This is a genomic window from Streptomyces sp. NPDC012474 (genome assembly GCF_042955185.1).
GTDB classification, from domain to species: Bacteria; Actinomycetota; Actinomycetes; order Streptomycetales; family Streptomycetaceae; genus Streptomyces; species Streptomyces cahuitamycinicus.
The window spans coordinates 395,742-408,222 of the sequence record NZ_JBIBEP010000005.1; the positions used below are offsets into that span (position 1 = coordinate 395,742).

The window sequence follows — 12,481 nt, forward strand, 5'->3', positions numbered from 1 at the left end:
ATTGACCAACCGGACCCCGCCATGGGCGTCCCGGCTCGCTGAGGCTTGCATTCCCCGGCGGCCGACCCGTCATGCCGGAACGGTCTCCCTCGATCATACGGCGCGCCGCCTCCATTCGGGGGGCCTGTGGCGTACTCCATGCGCAGCCCAGGCGCTGATCAGCGGCGGTACCTCACGAAGCAGCTCAGGCCTCGGCAGCCCCATCGGTCTCGTCCACCCCAGCTGTCGCACCGGTCCCGCCGGTCTCACCGAGGATGTGCAATTGCGTGGCCACCGAGTGGAAGGCGGGGAGCTCGGCCGCGGCCTCCTCCAGCTTCAGCAGCGCTTCCAGCGCTCCGGGCTCGGTGTCGACGAGGACGCCGGGCACGAGGTCGGCGAAGACCCGCACCCCGTGCACGGCGCCGACGCGCAGACCCGCGGCCTCGACCAGGCCCGTGAGCTGCTCGGCGGTGAAGCGGCGCGGTACGGGATCACCCGTGCCCCATCGCCCGTTCGGGTCGTCGAGGGCCTGCCGGGCCTCCTTGAAGTGCCCGGCGAGGGCGCGTGCCAGCACGGCACCTCCGAGGCCGGCGGCGAGCAGGCTGAGGACGCCCTCCGCGCGCAGGGCCGCGACCGCGTTGCGGACGCCTTCGGCCGGGTCGTCCACGTACTCCAGGACGCCGTGGCACAGCACCACGTCGTAACCACCGCGCTCGGCCACGTCGAAGAGACCGTGGGCGTCGCCCTGGACGCCCATGACCCGCTCGGCGACATCGGCCTCGGCGGCGCGGCGCTCCAGGGCGAACAGCGCGTTGGGGCTGGGGTCGACGACGGTGACACGGTGACCGAGACGGGCGACGGGCACCGCGAAGTTGCCGCTGCCGCCTCCGGTGTCGAGGACGTCCAGCGACTCCCGACCCGTGGCCTTGACCCGGCGGTCCAGGGCGTCCTGGAGGACCTCCCAGACCACGGCGGTACGGAGTGAGGCACGGGGGCGCATCGGGTCCGACACGGCAGTTGACTCCTCGGCGCGGTACCGCCTCTTGCACGGCGGTGTGAACGGGGCGTCCTCCCCGGCCCCGGCCAACGGGAAGGGAAGACTTCAGGCGTCCCCCACCCTATTGCCTCGGCCGCGGCGTCCGGATGACCGGTGCCGGACGGCCCTCGGGTCAGGCGCTCCGAGCCGGGCCGCCGACCGGCCCCGGGCTGCCGCCTACCGGTCGGCCCGCGTCCGGTCGACCCGCGTCCGGTTGCCCGCGTCCGGTTGCCCTCGCCCCGACGGCCCTCGCCCCGACGGCCCGCGTCCGGATGGCCCGCGTCCGGTCGGCGTCCTGGCGGGCCGCGTCCCGACGGTCCGGTTGGCCCGCGTCCGGTCAACCCGCGTCCGGCATGCCCCTCCCCGGGCCGGGGCCCTCCGGCCGGTCCTGGTCCGGGCGGGGCTGCGGGAGGACCGGCTGGAGGACCAGCATCCGCTCGACGAGGCGCAGGAACATCGCCACGTCCCGTATCAGGTCGTCGGCGTCCCGGCCGGTGGCGGCGCCCTGGATACCGGCCTCGGCCCGGGCCCGGCGGCGGGCGCCAGCGGCGAACAGCGCGCTCCAGTCGGTCAGTTCGGGCGCGATCTCGGGGAGCACTTCCCAGGCGCTCCGGATCTTGGCCCGGGCCCGGGGCGAGGTCTCCGGACGTCCCCGGGCGGCGAGTACCGCGGCGGCGGTGCGCAGGGCGGCGAGGTGGGCCGTCGCGTAGCGCTCGTTCGGTGTCTCCAGGGCGGTGGCCTCGTCGAGGCTCGCGCGGGCCTGGGCGAGGAGGTCGAGGGCGGCGGGCGGGGCCGTGGCCCGGCGCAGAACGGGGTGCACGTCGCTCGCCGGGCCGGTCAGTGAGGGGGCAGGGCCGGTGGCGCGGCGCCGGCGGGCGGCTGCTGCGTGGTAGCTGGCCATGACGAACCTCCTGTCGTCTGTGTGACGGCACGTCCGGTCACGGAGTGCCGTATGTGACCCATCGTGAGGTATGGCACTGACAATCCGTTCTGACCTGCTGTTTTGCTTCGCTCGTAGGTTCGGAGTAGTTTTGCACTGACCAGTCAGTTCAAATTCAGGGGAGACTCGTGGGGGAACAGGCGGGAGGGGTGCGGATCGCCGCCGAGGGCCTCGGGATCAAGGGGCCACGGGGGTGGGCGGTCCGCGGGATCTCCGTCGACGCCGGGCCGGGGACACTCGTCGCGGTCGAGGGCCCGTCCGGGTCCGGCCGCACATGCCTGCTGCTCGCGCTGACGGGGCGGATGAAGGTCTCGGAGGGCACGGCTTCGGTGGGCGACGCGAGGCTGCCGAAGCAGATGGCGGCGGTGCGCGGCATCAGCGCGCTGGCTCATGTCCCGGGGGTCACCGACCTCGATCCGGCGTTGACCGTCGGCGAGCACCTTAGGGAGCGGGCGCTCCTCCAGCAGCGGTTCGGCACCTCACTGCGCGCTCTGCTGCGGCCCCGCAGCGAGCGGGCGGCCGAGGCCGGGCAGCGTGCCGACGCCGCGCTGGAAGCCGCCGGACTCGACCTGAAGGCCTTGCCCAAGGGGCCGCGCACGGCCGTACGGGACCTGGAGCGCCTGGAGGCGCTGCGACTGTCGGTGGCGCTCGCCCTGGTCGGCGGGCCGCGGCTGCTCGGCATCGACGACACCGACCTCAAGCTCGCGGACGGTGAGCGGGAGGAGGTCTGGGCGCTGCTCGGGTCGCTGGCCGATGCCGGGACGACGGTCGTGGCGGTGTGCAGCGAGGCCCCCGAGGGCGCCGTCAGGGTTTCCACCGCCGAGAGCCCCGAAGAGCCGTCCGCCGAGGACGCCCGGGCCGATCGGGGATCCGACCAGCCTGACCAGGCCGATCAGGGAACCGACCAGGCCGAGCAGGCCGACCAGGCCGACCAGGGAGAGGAGAAGGCCGATGCGCTCGCCGAGACTGGCCGCGCTTGAGCTGCGCCGCTTCGGGCGGGGGAAGCTGCCGCGCGCGGCTCTGGTCGCGCTGCTGGTGCTGCCGCTGCTGTACGGCGCCCTGTACCTGTGGTCGTTCTGGGACCCGTACGGCCGTCTGGACAAGATCCCGGTGGCGCTCGTGAACGACGACAGGGGGGCGACGGCCGACGGCAGGAAGATCACGGCGGGCGAGGACATCACGAAGGGCCTGCACGCCAGCAAGACCTTCGACTGGCAGGAGGTCAGCGCCGCCGAGGCCCGCAGGGGCGTCGAGGACGGCACCTACTACCTCTCGCTGACCATGCCCGCCGACTTCAGCGAGCGGATCGCCTCCAGCTCCGGTGACACCCCGGAGACCGGCGCCCTCCAGGTGCGGACCAACGACGCGAACAACTACATCGTCGGGCAGATCTCCCGGACGGTCTTCGGTGAGGTGCGGCAGGCGGCGTCCACGAAGACGTCCCGGTCGTTCCTGGACAAGATCTTCGTGTCGTTCTCCGACATCCACGGCAAGACCGTGAAGGCGGCGCAGGGGGCCGACCGGCTCAAGGGCGGCATCGGCAAGGCCGAGAAGGGCTCCAAGGATCTCGCCGACGGCCTGCGGAACGCCAAGGACGGCAGCGGCAAGCTCTCCACGGGCCTGAAGAAGCTCCACACCGGCGCGGGCGACCTGGAGGACGGCTCGAAGCGGGTCGCGGAGGGCACCCAGAAGCTCGCCGACCGGGTCGACGGCACCGCCGACAAGGTCGGGCCCTTCCTGAAGGGCAACGAGAAGACCATCGGCGACACCGCCCAACTGGTCGCCGACTCCTCCGGGGTGATCCGCAAGCACCTGGACACCCTGGTGAAGACGGCCCCGGCCGCCGCCAAGAACGCCCGCGCGGCGTCCGGCACGCTGAACGACGTCTACGCCCGGCGCTGCGACGATCCCGTCCTGCCCGACGCGGCCTGCTCCGACCTGAAGAAGGCCAAGGACGCGGCCGCCGACGTGACCACCGTCGCGGACGACGTCGACACGCTGATCGCGGACCAGGACGGCGACCTGGACAAGCTCGACAAGAACCTCGCCACCCTCCAGAAGCAGTCCCAGGCCCTCGCCGACCGCGCACCGCACCTCTCCGAGGACCTCGCCGACGCCGTCAAGAAGATCAACAAGCTGAACGACGGTGCGGCCGAGGTCGCCGCCGGGGCGAAGAAGCTGCACAAGGGCATCGGCACGGCCAAGGCCGGTGCGGTCGGCCTGGACAAGGGCGTCGGCAAGCTGAAGACGGGCGCGGACGACCTCAACGGCGGCATCTTCAAGCTCGTCGGCGGCTCAGGGAAGCTCGCCGGCGGCCTGCACGACGGCGCCGGGCAGATCCCCGACTACGACGAACGGGACCGCGACAGGCGCACCGAGGTCATGGCCGACCCCGTCCGGCTCGCCAGCCAGGACCTGCACAAGGCGCCCAACTACGGCACCGGGTTCGCGCCGTACTTCATCCCGCTGTCCCTGTGGGTGGGGGCGATGGTGGCGTACATGCTGATCGCGCCCATGAACCGGCGGGCGCTCGCCGCGGGCGCCCCGGCGTGGCGGATCGCGCTGGCGGGCTGGCTGCCGGTGGTGGCGATCGGGGTGCTGCAGACGGTGGCGCTGATGTCGGTGCTGCACTGGGCGGTCGGCCTGGAGATGGCACGGGCGGCCGGGACGGTGGGATTCCTGTTCCTGGTGACGGCGTGCTTCGCGGCGATCGTGCAGTGGCTGAACGCGCGCTTCGGGGCGGCGGGCCGGATCCTGGTCCTCGCGCTGCTGATGCTCCAGCTGACCTCGGCGGGCGGCACGTACCCCGTACAGACCAGCCCCGGGTTCTTCAACGCACTCCACCCGTTCCTGCCGATGAGCTACGTCGTCGAGGCCCTGAGGCGGCTCATCACGGGCGGTGGTCTCGAACCGGTGTGGCACGCGTGCGTGGTGCTGACGGCGTTCACCGCGGGCGCCCTCGCGCTGACCGCCGTGGCGGCCCGGCGGCGTCAGGTGTGGACACTGGACCGGCTGCACCCGGAACTGAGCCTGTGAGCCCCACCGCCGAGCCCGCTGCCGAGCCCACCCCCTCCCCGCCGTCACAGCCCCCGGAGAGGTTCCTGTGACAATCAGGGCCATGGAAAGCAGCAGTGCCGCGTCGGGCGGCAGCACGCGCCGCGAGGCCACCCGGCAGAAGCTCTACGAGGCGGCCGTCACGCTCATCGCCGAGCAGGGGTTCTCCGCCACCACCGTGGACGAGATCGCCGAGCGTGCCGGGGTCGCGAAGGGCACGGTCTACTACAACTTCGCGAGCAAGTCCGTCCTCTTCGAAGAACTGCTGCGGCACGGAGTGGGTCTGCTGACCGCCTCCCTGCGGGAAGCGGCCGAGCGGACCGCGCGGGAGGGCGGCAGCAAGGTCGACGCCCTGGACGCGATGATCCGCGCCGGGCTGGTCTTCATCGACCGCTACCCGGCCTTCACTCAGCTCTACGTGGCCGAACTGTGGCGCACCAACCGGGCCTGGCAGTCGACGCTGCTGGTGGTCCGGCAGCAGGCCGTCGCGGTCGTGGAGGACGTCCTGCGCGACGGTGTGGCGGGCGGCGAGTTCAGCGAGGAGATCGACGTGCCGCTGACGGCGGCGGCACTGGTCGGCATGGTCCTGGTCGCCGCGCTCGACTGGAAGTCGTTCCAGCCGGAGCGTTCCCTGGACGACGTCCACGCGGCCCTTTCGCGGCTGCTCCAGGGCCGGGTGAGCGGCTGCCGCTGACCGGACTCCGACGCACAGCCGAAGGCGCCGGTCCGCTGTGGCCGCGTCCCCCGCGGGCCACCTCGAACCGGCGCCTTCCCTGCTCCCCCGTTTTCCTGCTCCCCCGTACGTTCCCCCGCAGGACCCCCGTTCGGTCGTCCCCCGGTTCCCCCCCGGTTCTCCCCCGTGCCTCGCTCCCGCCGACACCGCCGGCGGAAGGAGCGGATCGTGGGCCGGCTCCGTTCCGGCGCCCCGTGTCGCCGGTGCCGGAGCCGTGCCCCTTCTCCGTGTCTCCACTCTCCCGTCCGCGCGGGCCGTCTCCCATCCGTGCGCGTACTCAACTGCGCGGCTAGGTACGGATACTCAGCCCTGCGCACGGGGCCCCACAGCACTCCGTCGCCGCCTGGTCACGATCACCCCCGCGCCCGTACTCGGAGGCCGCCGATCGGGGCCGCCGATCAGAGCGGTCAGTGGGGCTGTCGGTGGGGCTGTCGGTGGGGGCCGATAAAGTCGCGGCATGGCACGGATTGCGGTGATCGGCGCCGGGATGGGCGCGCTGACGGCTGCCGCCCGGCTGGCCGTCGCGGGCCACCGGGTGGCGGTGTACGAGCGGACGGACACCTACGGCGGAGCGCTGCGCCGCTTCGAGCGTGACGGGTTCTCCTTCGACACCGGCCCCGCCCTGCTGCCGCTGCCGGCCGTCTACCGCGACCTCTTCGTCAAGACCGGCAAGGAGCCGCTGGAGTCCTGCGTCGAGCTGGTCCAGGTCGATCCCTCGTCCCGGCACGTGTTCGCGGACGGCACCGAGGTGTCGCTGCCGAACGCCTCACGCGCGGGCGTCGTCGCCGCCCTGGACGAAGGGCTCGGCGCCGGCGCCGGGAAGCGCTGGGGCGACTTCCTGGTCCGGGCCCGGGAGGCCTGGGACCGGACCCGCCGGCCGCTGCTGGAGGAGCCGCTCTGGCCGAACTGGCGGGTGCTGGCCGACCGCGAGCCCTACCCGTCGGTGCCGCACAAGCGGCTGCTGCGCACCCGCCGGGCCGGCACACTCGCCGAGATCGGCGCCTGGGAGCTGCGCGACCCCCGGCTCGCGGCTCTCCTGGAGAGCCACGCCCTCGGGTACGGCCTGGACCCCCGGGCCGCCCCGGCGAGCGCGGCCGTCCTGCCGTACATGGAGCACGCCTTCGGCACCTGGTACGTGCGCGGCGGTCTGCGCGAGCTGGCCCGGGCGGTGTACGAACGGTGTCTGGCCCGCAGGGTCGCGTTCCACTTCGGCGCCGAGGTTACCGGCGTGCTGGAGAAGGACGGCCGGGCGTCCGGGGTGGAACTCGCCGACGGGTCGGTCGCGGAGGCGGACTTCGTGATCGCCGGCGTCGCGCCCGGCATCCTGGCCCGGCTGGCGGCGGGCGCCGTCAGCCGGGGCGAAGGCGAGGTTCCGCCGCAGCCCGCGGCGGCCGGCCGGCTGACCCTGCTGCTCGCCCTGCGCGGCCCCCGCCCCGAGGGCACCGCACACCGCACGGTGGTACACACCCGGGACCGCGAGGCCGAGCTGGCGGACCTGTTCGGCACGGCCGCCGGGAACCGCCGTCCGACGGTCACGGTGCTACGGCCCGACGATCCCCGCCCGGCCCCGGCGGACCACGAGGCGGTCACCCTCACGACGGCGGTGCCCGCGCGGCCCGGCCTGCCTCACGGCGACCTCGTGGACCACATGATCACCGCCGCCGAACGCGCCGTCCCCGGCCTGCGCGACCGCCTTCTCTGGCACGAGGTGCACACGCCGGCCGACACCGCGGACGAGACGGGGTCGGAGGGCGGGGCGGTGCCGGTGCCGGCCTTGGCGGCGGCCGGCGGACGGCTGCTGCATCCGGCCAACGGCACGCGGGTGCCCGGACTGTTCACCGTGGGCGGCTGGGCCCACCCCGGCGGCGGACTGCCGCACGCGGGCATGTCGGGCGCGCTGGTCGCGGGACTGATCGTGGAGGGGCCGGAGTTCCGCGGCTCGCAGTGAGCGCGACGCCCCGGCGGGACTCGAGCCTCAGAATCGGTACTGCTCGTCGAAGCCGTTGCCCTGCGGCTGCTGCCCGCCGCCCTGGTACGGGTACGGCTGCTCCGGCGGCAGCTCCTGCCCGTACTCGTCGGTGTTGCGCTGCTGCGGGACCCACACCCCGTCGGGCGGGGTCTCGCCGCCGTAGGTGCCGGTGTTGCCGGCGTACTGCTCCTGGCCGTAGCCCTGCTGGCCGTAGTACTGCTGGTCGCCGTAGCCGCCGTCGTACGTGTCCTGGCCGTAGGCCGACGAGCCGATGTACGGGTCGGAGTAGGCGGCGTACTGCTGCTGACCTGTGACGTCGTAGCCCTGCTGCTGGCCGTAGCCGGAGTAGTCGTAGGCGTAGGACTGGTCGGCGGCCTGGGCGCCGTACTGGTCGTGGGCCTGCTGTCCCGCGGCCTGGTACCCGTTGTCGTAGACGCCGTAGGAGCCGGTGTCGTCCGGCATGGGCTGCGGCTCGTAGACGCCCGTGGTCCCGGCGGCCGTCGGCTGGTGGGCCGGACGGGCGGGCGTGAAGACGTCGTCGCGGTCGTAGTCGTCGTCCTGGCCGTAGGCGGCGTCGCGGCGGTAGGGATCGGCCTCGTCGTCGTGAGCGCCCTCGGCCTCCAGGCCGGAGACCTCCAGGGTCGGTTCCTGGCGGCCGCGCTCACCGCGACGGCGCTTGCTGCCGCCCAGCGCGGGAGCGTTCATCGCCCAGCCGGCCGCGAAGCCGCTGCGGAACGACAGGGTGACGTAGGTCTGCCCGACCGCGAAGGCGGCCGCGCCCAGTCCGATCACGACGACCGACGGGATCAGGACACCGACGACGACACCGAGGAACCCGACGAAGGCCAGCAGCCGCCAGCGCAGCCGCGCCTTGTACTGCAGCAGCACCTCGCCCAGCAGCCACAGCGCGACGATGCCGAACGCGATGTAGAGGACCGCCCAGCCCATGTACGCCCCTCTCCCAGTGGCCGCTACGCAGTGTGTCGTATACCGGTGCGAACGGTCTAGGCCTGCGCTGAGTGGTGCAGGCCAAGGTTTTCGTAGATCTCCAGTGTCGCGGTGGAGTTGTTGAGCGTGATGAAGTGCAAGCCGGGCACCCCCTCGGCGAGCAGCCGCGCGCAGAACTCCGTGGCGAATTCGATACCAATGGAGCGTACAGCGGCCGGATCGTCTTGTGCTGTGAGGATCCGCTCTTTCAGGGCGGCCGGGAACGCGGCGTTGGTGAGCGAGCCGATCCGCTCCAGCGTCTTCACGCTCGCGATCGGCATGACCTCGGGGATGATCGGGGTGTCACAGCCTGCGGCCGAGACCCGGTCGCGCAGCCGGAGGTAGTCCTCCGGCTGGAAGAACATCTGCGTGATGGCGTAGTCCGCGCCCGCCCGGCACTTGTCGATGAAGTGGCGGACGTCGGTGTCCCAGTCGAGGGAGCGCGGGTGCATCGCCGGGAAGGCGGCGACGCCCACGCAGAAGTCGCCGGACGCCTTGATCAGCTCGACGAGTTCGGCGGCGTAGGCGAGGCCCCGCGGGTGGGGCACCCAGTCGCCCATGGGGTCGCCGGGCGGGTCGCCGCGCAGGGCGAGCATGTTGCGGATCCCGGCGTCGGCGTACTGGCCGATGATGTTGCGCAGATCGGCCACCGAGTGGTCGACCGCGGTGAGGTGGGCGATCGGGGTGAGGGTGGTGTCGGAGGCGATCGCCTCGGTCGCCTTGACCGTGCCCGCGCGAGTGGAACCGCCCGCGCCGTAGGTCACGGAGACGAAGTCGGGCGCCACCGCCTCGACCCGGCGCAGCGCGTTCCACAGGTTCCGCTCGCCCTTCGGGGTCTTGGGGGCGTAGAACTCGAAGGAGTACGTCGTCTTGCCGGCCGCGAGCATGTCGCGGACGGTGCGAGCGTGGTCCGACCTGATGGATGCGGTGCCGAGGGCCATACCGGCAGGTTAGCCAGGGGAGGTCGGTCCCCCAACCGTGGACCGGGATTTGACCGGATTGTCCCCTTGTTGTCCATCCCTTGGACAACCGTCTCGGCTAGACCTCCCTCAGCCGCTTCGCGAACTCGGCCGCCGCGGCCCCCGGGTCGTCGGCCTCGGTGATCGCCCGTACGACGACGACGCGCCGGGCGCCCGCCTCCAGGACCTGGTCGAGGTTGCCGAGGTCGATGCCGCCGATGGCGAACCAGGGGCGGTCGGTGCCGAGGGCGGCGGTGTACCGGACGAGGTCCAGGCCGGGCGCGTGGCGGCCGGGCTTGGTGGGGGTCGGCCAGCACGGGCCGGTGCAGAAGTAGTCCACGCCCTGCTGGACGGCGGCCGCGGCGGCCTCGGACTCGGCGTGGGTGGAGCGGCCGATGACGACGTCGTCGCCGAGGAGCGCGCGGGCCGCGGGGACGGGGAGGTCGCCCTGACCGAGGTGCAGGACGTCGGAGCCGGCGGCGTGCGCGACATCCGCCCGGTCGTTGACCGCGAGCAGCTTGCCGTGCCGGGCACAGGCGTCGGCGAAGACGGCCAGGTGCTCCAGCTCCTCACCGGCCTCCATGCCCTTGTCCCGCAACTGCACGATGTCGACCCCGCCGGTCAGCACGGCGTCGAGGAACGCCCCGAGGTCGCCCTGCCGCTTGCGCGCATCGGTGCAGAGGTAGACCCGGGCGTCGGCGAGCCGGGCCCGGGCGGTGGCGGTGCCGGTCATGCGTGTCCCCCTGGGTGTCGTGGTGTGCGGGCCGGTGGGCCCGCATGTGCGTCGGCGGCGTGCGGGAGCGCCCCCGGGGGCCGGCGGCGTGCGGCGCGGGAGCGGCCCTGTCCCGCGAACGCCTCGGGCACCCTACGCCTGCCTACGGGTCCCGCCAGGTCTCCGGTGGCAGCCCCGCGGCTCCTCCGGGAGCGTGCACCGCCCTGACAGGCGCGGACCACGCCTACGGCGGCGTGCACCACCCTGACGGGCGCGAGCCACCCCGGGCCGTGGCCCCTCGGGCCACGGCCCCCACTCGGGCGGTCGTTCAGGTCCGGCCCCGCTCACGCGGCACCGGACGGTTGGCCGGTCGAGGCCGGGTCAGACGGCGAGCGCCTGGGCGCGGCGCTTCACCTCCGTGCCGCGGTTCTCGCTGAGCGCCTGCGCGGGGGTGCCGGGCAGGCTGGGGTCGAGGGTGAAGAGCCACTCCAGCATCTCTTCGTCCGTGAAGCCGTCGTCCCGCAGGAGCGTCAGGGTCCCGGACAGGCCCTTGACGACCTTGTCCCCGTCGATGAAGGCGTCGGGGACGTGCAGCGCGCGGTTCTCACCGCGGCGTACGGCGATGAGCTGGCCGTCCTTGACCAGCTGCCGCACACGCGTCACCTCGACGCCGAACTGTTCGGCGATGTCGGGGAGGGTGAGCCAGGCGGGGACGAGAGCATCGATCTTTGCGTCAATCTCGGTCACGGAAACCAGCCTGCCATCTGCCACCGACAGTCGGAAGCCGACCCGGTCCACGAGAGCGGACGCGCCGGACCCGGAAGCGCCGCCCGGGTCGCTCCACGAGGGCGCCCGAGCTCAGGCCGTCGCCGCCTTCATGGGCCTTGCCGGATCCGCCAGCAGCACCGGATTCATCGCGGTACCCGACTCGATCAGGCGGCGGCCCTGCGCCAGGTCCCGGGGCCGGCCCACCGCCAGCAGCGCGACCAGCCGCTCACCGCGCAGCCAGCAGACCGTCCATGCCGGTCCTGTGGGATCGCCCCGCCACAGGATCGTGTCCGCGGCCGCGTGGTGCCCGACGTACTGGACGAATCGCCCGAACTGCTCGGACCAGAAGTACGGCACCGGGTCGTACACCGCCGGGGCCTCCCCCGTGGCCCGGCCGACGATGTTCACGGCGACCGTGCGCGGCCCCTGGAGGGCGTTGTCCCAGTGGTGGACCAGCAGGCGCTCGCCGTAGCGTCCTGAGGGGAAGGAGGCGCAGTCGCCGACGGCGTACACGTCCGGCACGGACGTGCGCAGATGCTCGTCGGCCACGATCTCACCGTGCGCACCGAGCTCGATCCCGGAGCCGGCCAGCCAGGCCGTCGCGGGGCGGGCCCCGATGCCGACGACGACCGCGCCCGCGGGCAGCCGTGATCCGTCGTCCAGGAGTACCGCGCCCGGCTCGACGCTCGCCACGCGCGCATGCGTCCGCAGGAGCACGCCCGCGTCGGCGTACCAGCCGGTCATCGGGGTGGCGACCTCGGCGGGCAGCGCTGCGGCGAGCGGCCGTTCCGCGGCCTCCACGACGGTCACCGCGCAGCCCGCCTCGCGCGCGGCCGTGGCGAACTCCGCTCCGATCCAGCCCGCGCCGACGACCACGATGTCGTGCCGCCGGGCCAGCACCGGCCGCAGCCGCTCGGCGTCGTCCAGGGTGCGCAGCAGATGCACGCCGGGGACGCCCTCCGCGCCGGGCAGCCGGACCGGTTCGGCGCCGGTCGCGACGACCAGGACGTCGTACGGCACGGGCCCGTCCGCGGTGTCGAGCTCGTGGTCGCCCGGGCGCAGGCCCAGCACCTCGCAGCCGAGCCGCAGTTCGACGCCGAGGGCTTCGAAGTCGATGTCGAAGGCGGAACCCTCGGATTTGCCGAGCAGCACGGCCTTGGACAACGGGGGCCGGTCGTAGGGCTGGTGAGGCTCGGCGCCGAGCAGGATCACTTCGCCGGGGAAGCCCCGCTCGCGCAGGGCGACGGCGGTCTGCACCCCGGCCATGCCCGCACCCGCCACGACGACGCGCCGCGGCGCGGACGAACCTGGTTCCTGCGTCTGCTCGCTCACCTGATCACCATA

General features: G+C 73.3%; 11 protein-coding genes. 4 read left to right on the forward strand and 7 right to left on the reverse strand.

The genetic code is table 11. The features are described from left to right. Positions 1 to 184 precede the first annotated feature (184 nt). The gene (locus ACFY9S_RS14720) at positions 185 to 991 is read right to left on the reverse strand and encodes a methyltransferase (RefSeq protein WP_391127515.1); all 807 of its coding nucleotides are present in this window, start codon (positions 989 to 991) and stop codon (positions 185 to 187) included. Positions 992 to 1,352: 361 nt separating this feature from the next. Continuing rightward, entirely contained in the window at positions 1,353 to 1,916 is a 564-nt protein-coding gene (locus tag ACFY9S_RS14725; protein ID WP_391127517.1) for an SAV_6107 family HEPN domain-containing protein, read from the reverse strand. Positions 1,917 to 2,083: 167 nt separating this feature from the next. Between ACFY9S_RS14725 and ACFY9S_RS14730 the strand changes: the two genes are divergently transcribed. From ACFY9S_RS14730 to ACFY9S_RS14745, 4 genes are all read left to right on the forward strand, one after another. Further along, positions 2,084 to 2,935, forward strand: coding sequence for an ATP-binding cassette domain-containing protein (locus ACFY9S_RS14730; RefSeq protein WP_391127520.1), 852 nt, complete (start codon positions 2,084 to 2,086; stop codon positions 2,933 to 2,935). After that, entirely contained in the window at positions 2,907 to 4,991 is a 2,085-nt protein-coding gene (locus ACFY9S_RS14735) for a YhgE/Pip family protein (protein WP_391127523.1), read from the forward strand. The genes ACFY9S_RS14730 and ACFY9S_RS14735 overlap by 29 nt, the downstream gene beginning before the upstream one ends. A gap of 82 nt (positions 4,992 to 5,073) precedes the next feature. Beyond that, positions 5,074 to 5,703, forward strand: coding sequence for a TetR/AcrR family transcriptional regulator (locus ACFY9S_RS14740; protein WP_102913224.1), 630 nt, complete (start codon positions 5,074 to 5,076; stop codon positions 5,701 to 5,703). Positions 5,704 to 6,199: 496 nt separating this feature from the next. Beyond that, positions 6,200 to 7,690 (forward strand): FAD-dependent oxidoreductase, encoded by a 1,491-nt coding sequence (locus tag ACFY9S_RS14745; RefSeq protein ID WP_391127526.1) that lies wholly within the window; start codon positions 6,200 to 6,202, stop codon positions 7,688 to 7,690. Positions 7,691 to 7,717: 27 nt separating this feature from the next. Here the strand turns inward: ACFY9S_RS14745 and ACFY9S_RS14750 are convergent, their stop codons facing one another. From ACFY9S_RS14750 to ACFY9S_RS14770, 5 genes are all read right to left on the reverse strand, one after another. Further along, a complete protein-coding gene (locus ACFY9S_RS14750) occupies positions 7,718 to 8,659 on the reverse strand; it encodes a hypothetical protein (RefSeq protein WP_391127529.1) in 942 nt (313 codons plus the stop codon). 56 nt (positions 8,660 to 8,715) lie between these two features. Further along, positions 8,716 to 9,639, reverse strand: a complete 924-nt coding sequence (gene metF / locus ACFY9S_RS14755) for a methylenetetrahydrofolate reductase [NAD(P)H] (protein WP_102907898.1) — start codon at positions 9,637 to 9,639, stop codon at positions 8,716 to 8,718. Between the two features lie 97 nt (positions 9,640 to 9,736). Then, positions 9,737 to 10,390, reverse strand: a complete 654-nt coding sequence (gene thiE / locus ACFY9S_RS14760) for a thiamine phosphate synthase (protein WP_391127532.1) — start codon at positions 10,388 to 10,390, stop codon at positions 9,737 to 9,739. A 360-nt stretch (positions 10,391 to 10,750) separates the two neighbouring features. Then, positions 10,751 to 11,116: an Rv2175c family DNA-binding protein gene (locus ACFY9S_RS14765; protein WP_391127535.1), complete on the reverse strand. Its 366-nt coding sequence runs from the start codon at positions 11,114 to 11,116 to the stop codon at positions 10,751 to 10,753. 111 nt (positions 11,117 to 11,227) lie between these two features. Continuing rightward, the gene (locus tag ACFY9S_RS14770) at positions 11,228 to 12,469 is read right to left on the reverse strand and encodes an FAD-dependent oxidoreductase (protein WP_391127538.1); all 1,242 of its coding nucleotides are present in this window, start codon (positions 12,467 to 12,469) and stop codon (positions 11,228 to 11,230) included. Between the last annotated feature and the right edge of the window lie 12 nt (positions 12,470 to 12,481).